At 73.1% G+C, this 19,636-nt stretch carries 14 protein-coding genes; 12 read left to right on the top strand and 2 right to left on the bottom strand.

Annotation, left to right across the window (positions count from 1 at the left end):
- Positions 1–142 precede the first annotated feature (142 nt).
- The 3 genes from rsgA (at position 143) to AB0D85_RS34905 (ending at position 3,886) form a co-directional block, all read left to right on the top strand.
- Positions 143–1,255 (top strand): ribosome small subunit-dependent GTPase A, encoded by a 1,113-nt coding sequence (gene rsgA / locus AB0D85_RS34915; protein WP_362329064.1) that lies wholly within the window; start codon positions 143–145, stop codon positions 1,253–1,255.
- 252 nt (positions 1,256–1,507) lie between these two features.
- On the top strand, positions 1,508–2,524 hold the full coding sequence (gntD, locus tag AB0D85_RS34910) for a guanitoxin biosynthesis L-enduracididine beta-hydroxylase GntD (RefSeq protein ID WP_362329062.1): 1,017 nt from the start codon (positions 1,508–1,510) through the stop codon (positions 2,522–2,524).
- Positions 2,525–2,533: 9 nt separating this feature from the next.
- Positions 2,534–3,886: a cation:proton antiporter gene (locus AB0D85_RS34905; protein WP_362329060.1), complete on the top strand. Its 1,353-nt coding sequence runs from the start codon at positions 2,534–2,536 to the stop codon at positions 3,884–3,886.
- Positions 3,887–4,045: 159 nt separating this feature from the next.
- Here AB0D85_RS34905 and AB0D85_RS34900 read toward each other — a convergent pair whose 3' ends face one another.
- Both AB0D85_RS34900 and AB0D85_RS34895 read right to left on the bottom strand, forming a co-directional pair.
- Positions 4,046–6,514, bottom strand: coding sequence for an ABC transporter permease (locus AB0D85_RS34900; RefSeq protein ID WP_362329058.1), 2,469 nt, complete (start codon positions 6,512–6,514; stop codon positions 4,046–4,048).
- A complete protein-coding gene (locus tag AB0D85_RS34895) occupies positions 6,508–7,245 on the bottom strand; it encodes an ABC transporter ATP-binding protein (protein ID WP_362329056.1) in 738 nt (245 codons plus the stop codon). Before AB0D85_RS34895 ends, AB0D85_RS34900 begins: the two co-directional genes overlap by 7 nt.
- A 186-nt stretch (positions 7,246–7,431) precedes the next feature.
- Here AB0D85_RS34895 and AB0D85_RS34890 point away from each other — a divergent pair, with 186 nt between their 5' ends.
- The 9 genes from AB0D85_RS34890 (at position 7,432) to AB0D85_RS34850 (ending at position 19,473) form a co-directional block, all read left to right on the top strand.
- Entirely contained in the window at positions 7,432–8,694 is a 1,263-nt protein-coding gene (locus tag AB0D85_RS34890; protein ID WP_362329154.1) for a sensor domain-containing protein, read from the top strand.
- Positions 8,667–9,326 carry a response regulator transcription factor gene (locus AB0D85_RS34885; RefSeq protein ID WP_362329054.1) on the top strand — a complete coding sequence of 220 codons (660 nt, stop codon included), beginning with the start codon at positions 8,667–8,669 and terminating at the stop codon, positions 9,324–9,326. The genes AB0D85_RS34890 and AB0D85_RS34885 overlap by 28 nt, the downstream gene beginning before the upstream one ends.
- A 307-nt stretch (positions 9,327–9,633) precedes the next feature.
- A complete protein-coding gene (locus AB0D85_RS34880) occupies positions 9,634–10,107 on the top strand; it encodes a hypothetical protein (RefSeq protein ID WP_362329052.1) in 474 nt (157 codons plus the stop codon).
- Positions 10,104–11,135 carry a phosphate ABC transporter permease subunit PstC gene (pstC, locus tag AB0D85_RS34875; protein WP_362329050.1) on the top strand — a complete coding sequence of 344 codons (1,032 nt, stop codon included), beginning with the start codon at positions 10,104–10,106 and terminating at the stop codon, positions 11,133–11,135. The genes AB0D85_RS34880 and pstC overlap by 4 nt, the downstream gene beginning before the upstream one ends.
- 1 nt (position 11,136) lies before the next feature.
- Positions 11,137–12,387 (top strand): phosphate ABC transporter permease PstA, encoded by a 1,251-nt coding sequence (gene pstA / locus AB0D85_RS34870; protein WP_362329048.1) that lies wholly within the window; start codon positions 11,137–11,139, stop codon positions 12,385–12,387.
- A gap of 48 nt (positions 12,388–12,435) precedes the next feature.
- Complete coding sequence (gene pstS / locus AB0D85_RS34865) at positions 12,436–14,181, top strand: phosphate ABC transporter substrate-binding protein PstS (RefSeq protein WP_362329046.1); 1,746 nt, start codon at positions 12,436–12,438, stop codon at positions 14,179–14,181.
- Entirely contained in the window at positions 14,178–16,727 is a 2,550-nt protein-coding gene (locus tag AB0D85_RS34860) for a hypothetical protein (protein WP_362329044.1), read from the top strand. Before pstS ends, AB0D85_RS34860 begins: the two co-directional genes overlap by 4 nt.
- Before the next feature lie 98 nt (positions 16,728–16,825).
- Positions 16,826–17,824 carry a substrate-binding domain-containing protein gene (locus tag AB0D85_RS34855; protein ID WP_362329042.1) on the top strand — a complete coding sequence of 333 codons (999 nt, stop codon included), beginning with the start codon at positions 16,826–16,828 and terminating at the stop codon, positions 17,822–17,824.
- A gap of 77 nt (positions 17,825–17,901) precedes the next feature.
- A complete protein-coding gene (locus tag AB0D85_RS34850; RefSeq protein ID WP_362329040.1) occupies positions 17,902–19,473 on the top strand; it encodes an Ig-like domain-containing protein in 1,572 nt (523 codons plus the stop codon).
- Positions 19,474–19,636: the final 163 nt, after the last annotated feature.

Here is a 19,636-nt window from a genome sequence, read left to right as displayed (position 1 = left end):
CGATGGCGCGGCTGCTTTGCGGGCCGACACGGCGGCTTCTGCCGATGGCGCGGCTGCTTTGCGGGCCGACACGGCGGCTTCTGCCGATGGCGCGGCTGCTTTGCGGGCCGACACGGCGGCTTCTGCCGATGGCGCGGCTGTTTTGCCGGTCGGCACCCCGGCCTCCGCCGACGGCACCGCCGTTTCGCCGGTCGGCACCCCGGTCCCCGCCGACGGCACCGCCGTTTCGCCGGTCGGCACCCCGGTCCCCGCCGACGGCACCCCCGTCTCGCCCGCCGACCCCCGGGCCCCAGTCGGCGGCACCGCCGTCGTGCGGGCCGACACCCGGCCCGTGCGTACCGGTGGGGATCCCGATGCCGTCGTGTGTACCGGTGACTGGGTCGCCGTCGACCTGGGCGCGGGTGCCGGCCCCGTGGTGCGGGCGCTGCTGCCGCGCCGTACCCGGTTCCTGCGGTCCACGTCGTCGGCGCGGTCGGAGGCGCAGGTGCTCGCCGCCAACATCGACCACGCCGTCGTGGCCGTCTCGCTCGCCGTCGAACTCGACCTCGGCCGCCTGGAACGCTTTCTGTCCCTGGCCTGGTCCAGCGGCGCCCGGCCACTGGTCGCCCTCACCAAGACGGACCTCGTGCCGGACAGCACCTACCTGGTCGCCGACGTCGAGGCGGCCGCCCCCGGCGCCCGGGTGCTGCCGGTCAGCGCCGTCACCGGGGAGGGGATCGACGCGCTCGCCGGTGAACTCGCGGGCGGCACCGCCGCGTTGTTCGGGCAGTCCGGCGCCGGAAAGTCGACGCTGGTCAACGCGTTGCTCGGCGCCGAGGTGCAGACCCGCGGCGAGGTGCGCGGCAGCGACGGCAAGGGCCGGCACACCACCACCGCCCGGGAGTTGCTGCCGCTGCCCGGCGGCGGGCTGATCGTCGACACCCCGGGCCTGCGCGGCGTCGGACTCTGGGAGGCCGACCAGGGCCTGTCCCAGGTGTTCGCCGAGATCGAGGAGCTGGCGGCCCGCTGCCGTTTCCACGACTGCGAGCACCACGCCGAACCGGGCTGCGCGGTCCTCGCCGCGGTGGCCGACGGCACGCTCTCGCACCGCCGTTTCGAGAGCTACCGCAAACTGCTCCGGGAGAGCGCCTGGATCGCCTCCCGCACCGACGCCCGCCTCCGCGCCGAACTCGCCCGCGAATGGCGCCGCCGGGAGGCGGCGGGCCGCGAGATGTACGAACGCAAGCGCGGCGGAGGCCACCGCAAGGCATTCTGAAAGCCCGACCGAGGCCGATGGAATTGGCCACTTGAAGCCACGGCACTTTGGTGCCGGGTGGAATGCCTTGAGGCGGGGCCCGGACACTGGCAGATTATTTCTGGTAAGCCGGACAAACAGATCCGCGGCGAGTTTCCCGGTGCGCCGGCCGCTGTTCGGCGCCGACGGTGCCCCCGTCCGGCTTCCCTGCCGCGATGCCCCGCCGCACGGTGTCCACCCACAGATTTCCTTCGGTCGGAAAGGGCGTTTTTCATGTCCGAATACCCTGGCGTGCTCAGCTATGACCTGTCCCGCGACGAGACGGCCGCACTGGAAAAGGTGATCGGCGAATTGGCGGAGACCGGCTGTGATCCCGGGGAACCGGAGTTCCACGACCGGGCGTGGGAATTCGTCGCGCGACTGCCGCTGGGGCTGCGCCGGTTCGTCGCGGACTTCCGGCGCGAGGACCCGGCCGCCGCGTTCCTGGTCCGCGGCTTCCCCGTCGACGACACCGCGGTGGGCCCGACCCCCGGCACCTGGGCCACGGCCTCCGAGCGGGCCCGCCGGGAGCAGTTCTTCCTCGCCCTGATGGCCAACTGCCTGGGGGAGGTGTTCAGTTGGCCGACCCTGCAGTCCGGCCGGATGATCCACCACGTGGTGCCGATCGCCGGCGACGAACGGGAGCAGAGCGGCCACGGCAGCGATGTCCTCCTGGAGTGGCACACCGAGGACGGCTTCCACCCCAGCCGCTGCGACTACCTGCTTCTCTTCGGGGTCCGCAACCACGACCGGGTGCCGACGACCCTCGCCTCCGTGCGGGACGTACGGATATCCGCCGAGAGCCGGCAGGTGCTCTCCGAGCGGCGGTTCTACATCCTCCCCGACGACGAGCATCTGCGGCAGCTCGCCGCCCACCAGCCCGACCACCCCGGCCTGCGGCGGATGCGCGCCATGCGCGAGACGCCCGAGCCGGTCGCCGTGCTCTTCGGCGCCGCCGACTCGCCCTATCTGCGCATCGACCCGTTCTTCATGCGCTGCGTCGAGGGCGACACCGCGGCCGAACAGGCCCTGAAGGAGCTGGTGGTGGAGCTGGAGCGGGTCCAGCAGGACGTCGTCGTCGACGCGGGCACCCTGCTCGTCGTGGACAACTACCTCGCCGTACACGGCCGCAGGGCGTTCACCGCCCGCTACGACGGCACGGACCGCTGGCTGCAGAAGGCCATCGTCACCCGCGACCTGCGCAAGTCCAGGGCCACCCGGGACTCGGCCGCCGGCCGGGTCGTGGTCTGAGGCCCCCCGATGTCCGCGCCCCACGCCCTGCCGCCGGAAGCGGTCGTCCTCGCCGATCTGGCGGTCGTCCTGACGGTGAGCGCCGTACTCGTCCACCTGGTACGACGGCTGCGCCAGCCCCCGGTGGTGGTGGAGATCGCCGTCGGCCTGATGCTCGGGCCCAGCCTCCTCGGTCTGCTGCCGGGGGACCTGCCCTCCCGGCTCTTCCCGGCCGGGGCCCGGCCCGCGCTCTCCGTGCTGGCCCAACTCGGCCTGGCCCTCTTCATGTTCCTGGCGGGCTGGGAACTCGACCCGCGCCGGCTGCGCGGCCGGGGCCGGTCCGTCGGCACCACCGCCCTCCTCGCCATGGCGGTGCCCTTCGTCCTCGGCGGCGGCGCGGCCGCCCTGCTCCATGCCTCGCAGGCCCCCAAGGGCGTAGGCCTCGGCATGTTCGTCCTCTTCATGGCCACCGCGTTCTCGATCACGGCGTTCCCGGTCCTCGCCCGCATCATCCGCGACCGCGGACTGGCCCGCACCGACGTGGGCGTGCTCGCGATGGCCTGCGCGGCGGCCGGCGACGTGGTGGCCTGGTGCGTGCTGGTCCTGGTGGTGGCCCTCGCCGGCGCCCACGGCCCCGCCGGTTTCGCCGCCGTCGTCGCCCTCACCCTGGCCTACGGCGCGACGATGATCCTGGTGGTACGGCCTCTGCTGCGCCGGCTGCTGCGGCGCTCCGCCGCCGGGGAGAACCGGGGCACGCTCCTCGTCCTGATCGTCTCCGGGGTGCTCCTGTCGTCGTACGTCACCTCGTGGATCGGGGTGCACGCCATCTTCGGGGCGTTCGCGTTCGGCCTGGTCATGCCGCGTGGCGACCAGGCACTGGAGGAACACGTCGCGGAGCCGCTGGAGCGCATGTCCGCCCTGCTCCTGCCGGTGTTCTTCACCCTCACCGGTCTGTCCACGGACATCAGCGGGCTCGGCCGGTCGGGTCTCGGGGTGCTCGCCCTGGTCCTGGTCGTGGCGGTCGTGGGCAAGTTCGCCGGGGTCGCCGTGCCCGCCCGGCTCACCGGCAGCGGCTGGCGGGACGCCGCGGTGTTCGGCGCGCTGATGAACACCCGGGGCCTCACCGAGATCGTCATCCTCGGCATCGGCCGCGACCTCGGTCTGATCGGCCCGCGCCTGTTCACCGTCATGGTGCTGATGGCCCTGATCACCACGGCCATGGCGGGCCCGCTCCTCACCTTCCTCGGCGGTCCCACCGCACCCGACCTCTCTTCGGCGAAAGGACAGAACCATGGCCCGCGTCCCCAGTCTCGGATACCAGCAGCGCCGCGACGGCTCGGTGATGATCACTCAGGGGTGCCGTCCGGTGCGGATCGTGGGTGACCGGGACGAGGTCACCGCCCTCCTGGCCGAACTCGCCGAGGAGGACCCCCAGGAAACCCTGGCCCGCTGGTCGGAGGCGGCCTGACCCGTCCCGGCCAACCCCCGAGCGCGCAGGCCGACTTGGGGGTCACGGCCGTTGCCGCGGGAACGCCTGACGGCTCACTCCCGTACGCCCGCCGGATCCATGGCCCGCCGGCGCAGGACGACCGCGGCGGGGACGACGGAGGACACCACGGCGAGCACCGCGCAGGCCCCCACGGCCGCGCCGAGAGCCGTCCAGGGCAGCTCGATCGTGGTCCGTACCGACAGCAGGGCCAGGGCGCCCCACATACCCGCCAGATTCACCGCGGCGACGAGGAGCCCCAGTACGCCGCCGACCGCCACGACCGTCAGGGCCTCGGCGCCCACCAGCCGCAGCACCTGCCACCGGGTGGCCCCGGCCAGCCGCAGCACCGCCAGGTCGCGCACCCGGTCGGAGGTCGCCATGACCATGGTGCCGGCCACGGAGATACCGGTGTAGAGGAGCGCGATGCCGAGGACGAGCAGGAAGCCGGTACGGGTCGTCCGGTTCGCCTCGGGGTGACCGGCCCGCACCCACCGGTCCTTGGAGAGGACCCGCCCGCCCCCGGGGCCCACCGCGGCCCGCAGCCCCGCGGCCACGGCGCCCGCGTCGGCGCCGTCCCCGAGGGCCACGTCGACCCGGTCGACGGGCGCGCCCGGGGCGTTGCGCGGGGTGACGTAGACGCCGTTGTCCCCGGTCCCGGCGGTCAGCACCGCGGCGATCCGCAGCGTCCTCTCGGTGCCGTCGCCGAGCCACACCCGTACCCGCTGCCCCGGCGTGTGCCGCCGCCACTCCTCGTTGACGACGATCGAGCCGTCGTCGAGGTCGCCCGTCCTCCCGGAGACGACCGGCAGCCGGGTGGTGGCGGCGAGCGCGGCGGGGTCCGCGGCGCGGGCCTCGTCCCTGATGAGCGCGACACCGTCCTCCAGCCGGTAGACGGCGCTCGACGAGGTGGCGGACACCGTGGTGCCCGGCACCTGGCGCAGTCTGCGCAGGGTCGCCGCGTCGAAGCCCGCCTCACCCGCCGGGGTGACGACGAAGGCGGCGGCGGTCCGCTCGCGGGTCTCCGTGGCCCTGGCCCTGTCCAGGGTCGCGGTGGCGCCGAGCAGCGAGCCCGCCAGCGCGACCGTGACCAGGACCGGGGCCGCGATCGCGGCGGTACGCCGGACGCCCGCGGCGGCGTTCTCCCGCACCAGCATGCCGCCGGCACCGGGCAGCCGGGCCGGCAGCCAGGCGAGCGCCCGGGTCAGCGGGCGCACCACCACCGGCGCGAGCAGCGCGACCGCGGTGATCAGCAGCATCGGCCGGCTGACATAGCTCTTGCGGTGCAGCAGGTCACCCGGGTCGCCGAGCAGCGCCAGGGCGAGGGCCACGACGGCGGTCAGCAGCAGCCCCAGGCCGCACAGCAGCCGGCCCCGCGTCATCGTCCGGCCGTCCACGGACGCCTCGCGCAGCGCCTCGGCGGGACCGGTGCGGCCCGCCCGCCAGGACGCGGCCACCACACCGCACAGCGCGACGACCGGACCGGTCGCGAAGGCCGTCGCGTACGGCCAGACGGCGCCGCCGATGCGGAACCAGGCCGGGGCGGCACCGCCGTCGACCACCCACGCGGCCAGCCGGGGCGCCCCGTACCGGCCGAGCGCACAGCCGGCGGCCGAGGCGAGCACCCCGACCAGGAGCGCTTCGGCGACCACCGTCGCGCGGATCTGGCCCGGAGTCGCCCCGGCCGTGCGCAACAGCCCGAACTCCCGGCGCCGTTGCGCGACGGAGAACGCGAAGGTGGACGCCACCACGAACACCGACACGAAGGCGGTGACCCCGCCCGCGGTCCCGAACAGGGCGTTCATCGCGGTGAGGGCCGCGCCGTCCCGGTCCGGATCCGCGTCGGCGTAGCGGCGCCCGGCACCCGTGAGAACCCGGACGTCGGCGCCGTCACCGCCGCTGCCCCGCACCGCCGTACGCACCGTCGCCGCGTCCGCGTCCACGGCCGACTGGGTGCTGACCGGCTCCAGTTCGGCGGCGCGCGCGTCGGTGTAGAAGACGGCGTGCTCGAAGCCGCGCCCGGCGACGGTCCCGACCACCAGCACGGTCCCGCGGTCGGTCCGCACCCGCTCGCCCGGCCTCGCCCAGCCGCCGCTGACGACGACCTCACCGGCCGCACGGGGTGCGCGGCCCGCGTCGAGCCCGTACGGGGCGAAGGCGGCGGTGGACCAGGGATGCCCCACCAGGTCACCCGGCCCGCCCCGGGCCCGGACGGCGAACGACCGGTCCTGGACGACCGTGCCGAGCCTCCGCAGCCGCGCGACGACCTCCTCCGGCACGGCCCGCGGCCGGGCGAGCCCCTGCACCCGTACCCCGACCGGGGTCGGCACCCGCAGCGCGTCCGCCCCCTTGACCACGACCGGCGCGAGGGCGAACCGCTCCGGCCGGCGGTCGGGCGCGTCCAGCGACGAGGCGAGGGCCAGGCCCGTCACCGCGGTCAGCGCGACCCCGAGCGAGAGGGCGACGAAGCTGCCCAGGAAGCTGGTCCAGCGGGTGCGCAGGGTGCGCAGGGCGACACTCAGCACGGTACGGCCTCCAGCCGGGTCATCCGCGCGGCGATGCCCTCGGCCCCCGCCCCGGTCAGCTCGCCCTCGACCCGCCCGTCGACGAGGAAGACGACACGGTCGGCGTACGAGGCGGCCACCGGGTCGTGGGTGACCATGACGACCGTCCGGCCCTCCGCGTCGACCATGCCGCGCAGCAGCTTCAGCACCTCACGGCCCGTCCGTGAGTCGAGGGCGCCGGTGGGCTCGTCGGCGAAGAGCACCTCGGGGCGGGTGATCAGGGCCCGGGCGAGGGCGACGCGCTGCTGCTGGCCGCCGGACAGCTCGCCGGGCCGGTGCCGCGCCCGGTCGCCGAGGCCGACCTGGTCGAGGACCTCGCGCACCCGTGCCTTCGCCGGGCGGCGGCCCCCGAGCCGCAGCGGCAGCACCACGTTCTGCTCGGCGGTCAGGGACGGCAGCAGGTTGAACGCCTGGAAGACGAACCCGACGCGCTCACGCCGCAGCAGCGTCAGCCCGGTCTCGCCCAGCGTGGTCAGCTCGGTCCCGCCCACGGTGACCGACCCCGAGGTGGGCCGGTCCAGCCCGGCGGCGCACTGCAACAGCGTCGACTTGCCGGAGCCGGACGGCCCCATGACGGCGGTGAACGTCCCGCCGGGAAAGGCGAGCGAGACCCGGTCGAGCGCGGTCACCACGCCGTCCCCGGACCCGTACCGCCTGCTGACGCACCGCAACCGGATCGCGTCCTCGTCCATCTGCCCCCCACTGTTCGGTGTCGGTGTCGCTACGAAACCTGGTGGGGGCACCGCCGCACACTGCGGCAGGAACGAGCCTTGGGGTAGGGGCAGCCCTACCCCCACCCCACCCGCTGGACCGATGGTGCCGACGGGACCGGGCCTTCTACGGTGGCGCCCATGCATCCTCGGAATGCGTGGCAGGCCATGGCGGGGCCGGGCTTCCTGCTCTCGTCGTGGCCGTGGCGGGCGGCCGGCTATCTGCTCACCGGAGCACTGGCCGGCGTTGTCGCCCTCGTGGGGATCCTGGGCACGGCGGTCGTCGGCGGTGCCCTGACGCTCGTCCTGGTGGGGTTCCCGCTGCTCGTCCTCCTCGCCCTCGCCGGAATCCCGGTGGCTTGGGCCGAGCGGCACCGGCTGCGCCTGATCGACCGGGACCCGGCCCCCGACCGGCACCGGGAGCCCGCCGCCGGGGGACTGCGGCCCTGGCTGACGACCCGCCTCAGGGAGCAGGCGACCTGGCGGGAGCTCGGCCACGCCCTGCTGTTCGCCGGGCTGCTGTGGCCGGTCGACGCCCTCGCGGTCACGGCCGGCCTGCTCGTCCCGCTGGCCGTGGCCGCGACCCCGCTGCTGCTGGCCACGGCCGGCGACGGACGGGAGACCAAGGTGCTCAAGGTGTGGACGGTCACCGACTGGCCGACGGCCTTCGGGGCCGCAGTCCTCGGACTGCTCGCCCTGGCCCTGGGCGGCTATGCGCTGGGGGTCGCGGCCGGCGCCAGGGCCGAGCTGACGCGGCTGCTGATAGCGCCGCGCGAGGGCGACCTGGGGGCCAGGGTCGTCGAACTGGCCCGCTCGCGCGTCCGCTTGGTGGACGCGTTCGAGGCCGAGCGGCGGCGTATCGAGCGCGATCTGCACGACGGGGCCCAACAGCGGCTGGTGGCGCTGACGATGACGCTCGGTCTGGCCCGCCTGGACGTGCCGCCCGGGCCGCTCGCCGACCAGCTCGCCAAGGCCCACGGGGAGGCGGGCGAGGTGCTCGCGGAGCTGCGCGAACTCATCCACGGCATCCATCCCGAGGTGCTCACGGACCACGGCCTCGAAGCGGCGGTCACCGACGCCGCGGACCGCTCGGCGGTCCCCGTGGACGTGGACCTGGAACTGGACGGACGGCTTCCGGCGGCGGTCGAGTCCGCCGCGTACTTCGTGGTCCGCGAGGCGCTCGCCAACATCGCCCGGCACAGCGGGGCGAGCCGCGGGGAGGTGACGGGCGGGCACCGCGACGGACGGCTGTTCCTGGAGGTGCGCGACGACGGCCGGGGCGGTGCGGCGGCCGGATCCGGCAGCGGGCTGACCGGGCTCGCGGACCGGGTGTCGGTCCTGGATGGCAGACTCTCCCTGTCCAGTCCGCACGGCGGACCAACCCTGCTGCGCGTGGAGTTCCCTTGCGAACGGACCGGCCGCTCCGCGTAGTTCTGGCCGAGGACAGCGTGCTGCTGCGGGAGGGGCTCATCGGTCTGCTCGCCCGCTGCGGCCACGAGGCGGTGGCGGCCGTAGGGGACGCCACGGCGCTGATCGGCGCGGTCGAGGAGCACTCCCCGGACATCGTGGTGACGGACGTGCGCATGCCTCCCGGGTTCCAGGACGAGGGACTGCACGCGGCGCTGCGGCTGCGCGAGCGGCGGCCGGCCCTCCCGGTCCTGGTCCTCAGCCAGTACGTCCACCGGACGTACGCCTCCGACCTGCTGGACTCCGGCGACGGAACGGGCGTCGGCTATCTGCTCAAGGACCGCGTCGGACAGGTCGAGCAGTTCGTCGCCGCCCTGGCGGACGTCGCCGCGGGCGGCACCGTCGTCGACCCCGAGGTCGTACGGCAGTTGCTGCGCCGCCGCCGCGATCCGCTGGAGCGGCTCACCCCGCGCGAGCGGGAGGTCCTGTCACTGATCGCGGAAGGCAGGTCGAACGGGGCGATAGCCCGCGCGCTGGTGGTCTCCGAGGCCGCCGTGGGCAAGCACATCGGCAGCATCCTCACCAAGCTGGACCTGCCCCCGACCGACGAGACCCACCGAAGGGTACTGGCGGTCCTGGCCTTCCTCCGGGCCTGACACGTTGCGTGACACCGGGCGTGACACCGGGCGGTGATCCGCCCGCGCCGCTCCGTCCGACGCTCGGAGCGCAGCGTGATGACAGCCTTGATCGTTGTCACGTTGGGTTCCCCAGCACCTCCCGTTCATTTGTGTTCCGTTCGGCCTTCGCTCGTCCGTGTTCACAGGACCTCCACAGCCGAAGAATCTCGGGTGCGCCGACACCAAGGGGATTTTTTCGGTCAGCGGCGAAAAAAACGCATAGGGGAGGGGGGTGGTCCCCATGGTCCGCCCACGCTTTTTGTATGTGCCGATCGAGGACCTTGGCATGGCCCTGCCTATGGGCCCGGAGGGACAACGAAGACCGGAGAGAGGGCGCAGACCCGTCGGATGGCGGCTGGTCGGCGCCAACAACCGTGAACTCGGGCGCTGCGCCGCGGCGTTCGAGAACCTCGCCGTGTGCCAGGCCACCGTCGCCCGGCTCCGGGAGCGGGTCGCGGACGCACGGGCGCTGCTCGTCATGGCCGATGTGCCGGGTACCTGGACCTGGCGGGTCGAGCTCGACGGGCGGGACGTCGCCACGGCCGGACGGTCGTACCAGCGGCATCGGGAGTGCCAGCACAACGTGAACCTGTTCCTGGCCGCGGTGCCGGTCGCCCAGCTGGGCGAGGGGCTGGTCAGCAGGCCGCGGTTGCGCGGGCTGCATCTGCCCGGTCCGGCTCGGCCGGCCCCGGCGGAGGCCGAGGGTGAGGAACCTCCGCTCTCCCGGGCAGGGACGCGGGCCGGGGCGGGTGCGTCATGAGCGCCACCGTCCCCGGGCTCGGGCAGCCGGGCCCGGCGGGTCCGGAGCTCCCCGAGACCCCGCGCGGACTACGGGCCACGGGCGAACTCGGGGACCGCCTCTTCCGGGGCGCGGCGCGCGGCAGCGGCGCTGTGGTGCTGATGATCATGCTGCTGGTCGGCGTCTTCCTCGGCTACCGCGCGGCTCAGGCGCTGCGCGTGGCCAAGTGGTCCTTTCTGACCACGTCGGCCTGGGAGCCGGACTCCCACCACTTCGGCATCGCCGCCGTACTCACCGGCACCGTGCTCATCGGCCTGGTGGCGATCGGCATCGCCCTGCCGCTGGCACTCGGCACCGCCCTGTACATCTCGGAGTACGCGCCGCGGCGGCTGCGGCGGACGCTGATCAGCCTCGTGGATCTCATGGCGGCGGTGCCGAGCGTGGTCTACGGGCTGTGGGGGGCCTTCTTCCTCCAGGGCCGGATCGTCGGGCTGTCGCGGTGGATCTCCACCTACTTCGGCTGGATCCCGGTCTTCAAGGTCGACGGCACCGATCCGGGCGACCCGCTGGCGACCAGCACGGTCTACACATCGTCCACCTTCATCGCCGGGACGGTCGTCGCCCTGATGGTGACGCCGATCGCCTGCTCGGTCATGCGGGAGGCGTTCTCCCAGGCGCCCGTCGGCGAGCGGGAGGGGGCGCTCGCGCTCGGCGGGACCAGGTGGGGCATGATCCGCGCGGTCGTACTGCCCTTCGGCCTGGGCGGGGTGATCGGCGGCACCATGCTGGGGCTCGGCCGGGCCCTCGGCGAGACCATCGCCGTGTACATGATCATCTCGCCGGTCTTCGCCGTCCAGCCGCACATCCTGCAGAACGGCGCCAACTCCGTCTCGGCGCTGATCGCCCTGCGCTACGGCTCCGCGAGCGACTTCGGCATGTCCGCCCTGATGGCCGCCGGACTCGCCCTCTTCCTGCTGACCCTCGTCGTCAACTTCATCGCCTCCTCGATCGTGGCGCGCAGCCGCTCGGGCGCGGGGACGGAGGCCTGACATGAGCGACCTCATCGACCAGGCACAAGCACAGGCCCAGCCACCGGCAGAGCCACCGGCACCCGTGGCCCACCGGCCCGACGAGACCCCCGAGGTCCGCCGCAACACCTCCGCCGTCCGCGCCACCGACCTGCTCGCCCTGGCCGCCGCCGCGGTGGGGTCCGTCGCCCTGACGGTCCTGCTGTTCGTCAGAGTCGCCCCGTTCGACTCGGTGCTGGGCTTCGTGGTCGTCACCTACGTGCTCTTCGTCGCCCTCTACGCGGTGCTGGTCTCCTTCGACGAGAACGGAGTCGCCGTACGGGACCGGGTGACCGCGGTGTTCTGGCACAGCCTCGCCGTACTGCTGCTGACCGCCCTGGTCTTCGTCATCGCCTTCACCCTGTGGCGAGGTCACCGGGCGCTGGTGCACCTCAACTTCTTCACCCAGGACATGTCGAGCACCGGCCCGCTCCAGCCGCTCACCGACGGCGGCGTGGTGCACGCGATCGTCGGCACCCTGGAGCAGATCACCATCTCGCTGGCCGTCACCATTCCGCTCGGGCTCGCCTGCGCGGTGTTCCTCAACGAGGTGCCCGGACGCTACGCGCGTTTCGTACGGACCATCGTCGAGGCGATGACCGCGCTTCCGTCGATCGTGGCCGGTCTGTTCATCTACGCCACGGTCATCCTCGTCCTCGGAGTCGACAAGTCCGGCTTCGCCGCCGCGCTGGCGCTCAGCGTGATGATGCTGCCCATCGTCATCCGCGCCGCCGACGTGGTCATCCGGCTGGTGCCCGGTTCGCTGCGCGAGGCGTCGTACGCGCTGGGCGCGAGCCAGTGGCGCACCGTGTGGACCGTGGTGCTGCCCACCGCCCGCTCCGGCCTCGCCACCGCGGTGATCCTGGGCACCGCCCGCGGGATCGGCGAGACCTCGCCGGTACTGCTCACCTCCGGGGTCAACGCCGGACTGAACGCCGACCCGCTCCACGATCCGCAGATCTCGCTGCCGCTGGCCACCTTCGACCTGGTGCGCTCGCCCCAACCCGCCTACATCGCCCGGGGATTCGGCTCCGCCGCCCTGCTGATGGCCCTCGTCCTGCTGCTCTTCCTGCTGGCCCGCGTGATCGGCGGCCGTGGACCCGGCGACCTGACCCGGGGCCAGCTGCACCGCAGGGTGCTGGCCTCCCGCCGTGACGTCGAGCGCATGACGGCCCGCCGCGCCGGGCCGGACCCCGCCCCGTCCGACGCCCGGCCACCCGCCGGGCACCGCTGACCACCCCGACCCGGGAAACCCGACCGAGGAGCCAGGAGCCAACCCGCCATGTCCGGATCACGCCCGGCAGCCCCCGCACGCGCCCGAGCCAGGACCGTCAGGACCGCCCGCGCCAGGACCCTGACCGCCCTTGTGATCGCCTTCCTCTACTGCACCCTCGCGCCCGCCGCCGCCGAGACCTACGTCCCGATCTCCGGCGCCGGCTCCACCTGGAGCCAGAACGCCCTGGACCAGTGGCGGGCCAACGTCAAGCAGTACGGCATGACGGTGAACTACAACGGCACCGGTTCCTCCGACGGCCGCAACCAGTTCCGCAACGGCACCGTCGACTACGCGGTGTCCGAGATCCCGTACGGCATCAAGGACTCGGGCGTGGTCGACCCGCCGCCGTCCCGCAAGTACGCGTACATGCCGATCGTGGCCGGCGGTACGTCCTTCATGTACAACCTGACGATCGCGGGCCGCCGGGTGACCAACCTCCGGCTGTCCGGGGACGTCATCGCCAGGATCTTCACCGGGGCCATCACGACCTGGAACGACCCGGCGATCAAGGCCGACAACCCGGCCCTCGCCGCCGCGCTCCCGGCCCGCCGGGTGGTGCCGGTGGTGCGCTCGGACGGCTCGGGCACGACCGCGCAGTTCACGACCTGGATGAGCAGGCGGTACGGCTCCGTGTGGGACGCCTACTGCCGCCGGGCCGGACGCAGCACGCCCTGCGGGACGACCTCCAACTACCCGCTCGTCCCGGGCAGCGGCTTCGTCGCCCAGTCGGGTTCGAACGGGGTCTCCGGCTATGTCGCCCAGGGCGGCAACGTCGGCACGATCACCTACGTCGAGTACTCGTACGCCGTGTACACGACCGGCTTCCCGGTGGCCAAGGTGCTCAACCAGGCCGGTTACTACGTGGAACCGAAGGCCAGCAACGTCGCCGTGGCCCTGCTCAAGGCGCGGATCAACGACGACAGTTCCTCGCCCGGTTATCTCACCCAGATCCTCGACGACGTCTACACCGACCCGGACGCACGGGCCTATCCGCTGTCGAGCTACAGCTACATGATCATTCCCACCAGGCTGGAGTCGAACTTCAACACCCAGAAGGGCAAGACGCTCGGCGCCTTCGCGTACTACTTCCTCTGCCAGGGGCAGCAGCACGTGGACGACCTCGGCTACTCCCCGCTGCCGATCAACCTCGTGCAGGCAGGCCTGAACCAGGTCCGCAAGATCCCCGGGGTCGACGTCGAGTCGATCAACATCAAGAACTGCCACAACCCCACGTTCTCGGGCGACGGCAGCAACACCCTCGCCAAGACCGCCCCCTACCCGCCGTCCTGCGACAAGCAGGGCACGGCGCAGTGCGCCACCGGCACGGGCGGCGCGAAGACCCCGACCGTGGTGGGCGGCGGAACCGCGGGCGGCACCGGCGGCTCGGGCGGTACCGGCGGGGCCGGCGGCACCGGCACGACCGGCGGCGGCAGCGGTTCGACCGGCGGCGGCTCCGGCGGGGCCGCCTCCGGCGGAGGGTCGGGCGGCGGTACGGCCGCGGGTGCCGGGGCCGGCGGGAGCGCGAGCCCCTCGGTCGACCCGGACACCGGCCAGGTGGTCGGCACGGCCGGCGGCTCGACGGCGAGCGGCGGCAGCGGTGGCGCGTACGCCGTGCCCGTCTCGACGTCCAGGAGCATCGGCAGCGGCATGCAGCGCGCGCTGATGGCGCTGGCCGGCGTCCTGCTGCTGGCCCTCACCGTCGGACCGCCCCTGATCAACTCCCGGCTCCGCGCGAAGCGGGGCCGCTCATGACCACCGCCCGCCGGTCGCTCGCCGGCCTGCTCGTCGCCCTCGTCCTCGCCCTCGCGGTGACCGGCGCCGCCACCCCGGCCACCCCGGCCGCCACGGCGGGCGGCGGATCCGCGGTCACCGTCACGGGACGCGGCGCCTACGCGAACCTGAAGGTGACGGTCAGCCAGACCACCCACCTGGTCAACCAGGTGATCAAGATCTCCTGGAAGGGCGCCACGCCCACCGTCTCCGACACCGACTACGCCGCCGACTACCTCCAGATCATGCAGTGCTGGGGCGACGGGTCGAGCGGCCCCGACCCCGAGCAGTGCCAGTTCGGCGGCTCCTCCGCGCTCGGCGCGGGCGCGGGCAGCCAGGGCGCCGGCGCGTACACCAACACCCGCCAGCTCACCTACGGCGGCCTCAAGGACCCGGCCCAGCAGCTCCCGCCGCCGACCCCGACCGGCATCTCGTACATGCCCTTCCACTCGGCGACCGGCGATGTCGTCAAGACCGGCAACTGGAACGAGTTCTACGACTCCAACAGCACCAACGAAGTCCCCTACGCCCGCACCGGTTCCGACGGCACCGGCGAGGTCTACTTCGAGGCCCAGACCTCCCTGGAGGCGCCGGGCCTGGGCTGCGGCGCGGTGCCGGCCGGGGCGACGGACCCGACGACCGGACGCAAGTGCTGGCTGGTCGTCGTGCCGCGCGGCGAGAGCGAGGTGGACGGCGGCCCGTACCGGTCCCAGCCCAACGGCCTGCTCCAGTCCTCGCCGCTCAGCGCCACCAACTGGCAGCAGCGCATCGTCGTACCGCTGTCGTTCGAGCCGATCGGCAACTTCTGCCCGATCGGCGCCGACGAGCGCAGCACCCTGGGCGACGAACCGGTCGCCGAGGCGATGCTGCGCTGGCAGCCCGCCCTGTGCCGGACCGGCGACAAGGCCATCTACGGCTACGCCCAGGTGACCGACGACACCGCCCGCGCCAAGCTGGTCTCCGGCAGCCCCGGCATGGTCTTCCTCAACCGCCCGGCCACCGCCGACCAGGTGCCCGCGGGCCAACGCCCCGTCTACGCACCGGTGACCCTCTCCGGGCTGACCTTCGGCTTCTTCGTGGAGAGCCGGGCCGGCTTCAACGCCCCCGCGGCCGTCAAGGCGCGCGACGGCAGACGGCTCACCTCGCTCGACCTCACCCCGAGGCTGGTCGCCAAGCTGCTCACCGAGTCGTACCAGGACGGCAACTCCCGCTTCGCTCCCAGCACCCAGCACAACCCGTTCAACCTGGCCCGCGACCCGGAGTTCCGCAAGTACAACCCGGACTACGCGGACCTGGACTTCGGCGGCAACCTGGGCGACGCGATCGTGCCCGAAGCCCTGTCGGACTCGGCCTGGCAGCTGTGGAACTGGGTCGGCCAGGACCCGGCCGCCCGCGAGTTCCTCGACGGCACCGCCGACAACCAGGGGCGCTACGGCGACGCCTCTTTCTCGGGGATGACGGTCAACCCGGCCTACAAGGGCATCAGGCTGCCGGTCACCGACTACCCCAAGAGCGACCCGTTCTGCCAGCAGTTCACCGACCACCCGGACAACCCGCTGTGCGTGCAGGACAAGCACCCGTACGCCACCGACATGCACGCCGCCGCCCGCGCCGTCGCCCGCGGCGACACGCTGGCCCGGACCACCTGGGACAACACCACCATCCCGCCCGCCTACAAGAAGAACCCCGCGCAGCCCGCGGGCCAGCGGGCCGTGCTCGCCGTGACCGACACGGCGACGGCGAGCCGCTACGGCCTGGTGACGGCCAAGCTGCAGAACGCGGCGGGGAAGTTCCTGGCCCCGACCCCGACCACGCTGCTGGCGGGCGAGGCGGCGATGAGACCCAGCGGTGTCCCGGGCGTGCTGGCGACCGACCCGAGGACGGCCTCCGCGGGCGCCTATCCGCTGACGCTGCTCACCTACGCCGCGACCGTGCCGGAGAAGCTGACCGAGAAGGAGGGCCAGGACTTCGCCGCGCTGCTGAGGTTCGCGGTGGGCAGCGGGCAGCGGCCGGGGGTGGCCGCGGGGACCCTGCCGGGCGGGTACGCGCCGCTGCCGCAGGCACTCCGGAAGCAGACCGCCGCCGCGGCCGACGCCATCGCGTCCCGGGCGGGCGCCGGTTCCGGGGGCTCCGGCTCCGGTGGCACGAGCGGTGGTCCGGGCGGGTCGGCCGGCGGCACGGGCGGCTCCGGATCCTCGGGCGGCAGCGGCACGACGGGCGGCGGTGCCGGGGGAGCGGGCACGGCCGCGGGCGGCACCGGGGGAGCGGCCAGGTCCCCTTCGTCCTCGCCGTCGGCCGCACCGTCCGGATCGCCGTCCGCCACGGCCCCCGCCGCGAGCGGCGGCCCCGCCCCGCTCACTCCGCCCTGGGTGCTCGGCGCCGCGCGCTACACCCTCCTGATCGCCCTCGTCGTCGGCCTAGCCGCGACCGCCGCCGGCCCCCTCCTGCCGAGGGTGGCACCGCAGCTGGCGGCCGGTGTCGCGGCCTGGCGGGCGAGGGGCCTGACACCACGCGACCGAGAGAGGTGATGCCCGCACCCGAACGATCGACAGGTCCGCGCCAACGAACTGTCAGAAACCGGCGCCGGGCATCACCCGGCGCAAGCCTACCCGAGGGGTAAACCCACGTGAACAGCAAGAAGATTGCGATCGCAGCCGTCGGTATCGCCGGTCTCCTCACCGGTACCGTCAGCGCCGGCATGGCCGTCGCCGACCCGTCCGGCACTCCGACCTACCGTCAGCTGTCCGGTGTCGGCTCCGACACCACGCAGGGCGTGATGAACGGCCTCGCCAACGTCATCACCATAGGCGGCCAGAAGGTCATCGGTTCGTACGACGCCGTCGGCTCGGCGAACATCACCACCAAGGACCCCGCCACCACGCCGGGCTGCACCATCGCCCGGCCGAACGGCTCGGGTGCCGGCCGTACCGCCCTGTCGAACTCGCTCGCGGCGAACAACGGCTGCCTGGACTTCTCCCGTTCCTCCAGCCTGAACCTGGCGGCGGCGACCCCGGGCCTGACCTACGTCCCGTTCGCCGTGGACGCGGTCAGCTACGCGATCACCCCGACCAGCCAGATCCCGCGCAAGCTCGCCCTGACCGACCTCAAGGCGATCTACCACTGCGACCCCAACTACGTGGGCACCGGCCCCAACTACGACGTCACCGTCTACCTGCCGCAGGCGGGCTCCGGTACGCGCTCCTTCTGGGAGTCCACGATGGGCATCACCGACGCCGACGTGGTCGCGGGTGTCTACCCCTGCATCAAGGACACCAAGAACGGCTCGCCGGTCGAGGAGCACGACGGCCGCGTCCTCGACGACAAGTCGATCGCTCCGTTCTCCATCGCCCAGTACGACGCGCAGAGTTCGCAGACCATCGCGGACGTCCGCGGCCGGGCCATCCTCGGCACCATCGACGACGTGGCGCCGAACACGCTGAACAGCAGCTTCGGCGTGAAGCGTGACGTCTACAACGTGATCCCGACCTCCAAGATCGGCACGGCGCCCTGGAGCACCGTGTTCGTCGGGTCCAACTCCCTCGTCTGCCAGCAGGCCAACGTGATCAACACGTACGGCTTCGCGACCAACGCGAACTGCGGCGACACCAGCAAGCAGACCCCGTGACCGGGCCGGTCGACTCCGAAACACCTGCGTTCTCCAAGCAATCCCCCAAGCAGTCCTCCAAGAAGGAGAGCACTACCGTGTGGAAGCTCAGACTCTCGCGGGTCACGGCGGGCGGTCTCGCGAGCCTGGTGGCCCTGCTGACGGTCGGCCTGGTGGCCCCGTCGGCGTCCGCCGCTGACATCGGCACCGCGACCGTCACCCCGGCGACCGGCAGCGACACCTCCAGCATGAGCCTGACCACGTCGGGCGCCTGCCCGGCGAACGCCACCAACGTGATCGTGTCGGTCACCGGCTCCGGGTTCCCGGCGGCCGGCCAGAACGTCGTCGGCAACTCGCCGATCAGCTCGTACGGCACGGACACCAACGGCGGCCTGATCATCCCGCTCACGCAGACCATGCGGGACTACGCCAACACGGCCGGTTTCACCACCCTGACGGGCAAGTACACCTTCCTCGTCACCTGCCGCACGGCGTTCAACGCCACCAGCCTCGGTGACTTCCCGGCCTCGGTCTGGTTCACGTCCAACACGGCGTACCAGAACACCGACCCGTCGGTGAAGACGCCCACCACCACGTCCCTGGCGGTCTCCCCGGCGAGCCCCGTCACCGCGGGCACCGACGTCACGCTGACCGCGACCGTGGCCCCGGCCGCCGCCGCGGGCACCGTGCAGTTCCGCGACAACGGCACCGCGCTGGGCGCCCCCGTCACCGTGAACAACGGCACGGCCACCTTCAGCACGGCCAACCTCGCCACGGGCTCGCACTCCCTCACCGCGGACTTCACGCCGACGAGCACCGGCTACGACGTGTCCTCCTCCACCGCGGTCGCCTACACGGTCAACACGGCCCCGGCCCAGCAGACCACCACCGCGCTCGCCGTCTCCCCGGCCGGTACCGCGGCCCAGTACAGCACGGTCGGCTTCACGGCCACCGTCACGCCGAACGGCGCCGCCGGTTCGGTGAAGTTCCAGGACACCGTGGGCGCCACCACGACCACCCTGGCCACCGTGCCGGTCTCGGGCGGGCAGGCGACCTACAGCACCTCCGGTCTGGGCACCGGCGCGCACTCCTTCTCCGCCACCTTCGTCCCGGCGGACACCACCAAGTACACCGGGTCGGACTCGGCCCAGATCGCTTACACGATCGGTGCGTTCACCGGCGTCACCGCCTCGGAGAACATCACCACGACCGTCAACCCGGGTGCGCTGGTCATCAGCGTCGACAACCCGAACGTCACCCTGCCCTCGCCCGTGCTGAACACCAACGGCGACCTGCTGACCACCGCGGGCAAGATCAACCCGGTCACGCTGACCGACACCCGTGCCGGCAACCCCGGCTGGTCGGTGAGCGGCCAGGTGTCGGACTTCTCCGACGGCGGCACGCACTCCATCAACGGCCAGAACCTCGGCTGGACCCCGAACGTCGTCGACAAGTCCTCGGCCCAGACCGTCACGGCCGGTGCCGCGGTCGCCGCCGCGAACGGTGTCGCGCCCGCCGACGCGGGCAACGCCGGGCTGAAGTCGTCCCGTTCGCTCGCCGTCGGCACGGGCCTCGGCACCGCGCACCTCGGCGCCGACCTCGCGCTCAACGTGCCGACCTCGACCGTCGCCGGCACCTACACCGCGACGCTCACCCTGACGGCCATCTGACCTTCCCGGATGGCCAGGGGTGACGCCGATCCCTACCCCCCGGCGTCACCCCGGGTCCGGGGCGGACGGGCCCCTCCGCCCGCCCCGGACCCACCCCCTGGTTTCCCGGTACGGGTCGCCCGCCCCGACTGCCTTTCGGGGCGGACGGCCGTACCTCCGCCGC

It is taken from the genome of Streptomyces sp. NPDC048277, assembly GCF_040652235.1.
Lineage (GTDB): Bacteria > Actinomycetota > Actinomycetes > Streptomycetales > Streptomycetaceae > Streptomyces.
The sequence above is the reverse complement of the archived record's forward strand: the minus strand, read 5'-3'. Positions and strand labels throughout refer to the sequence as shown.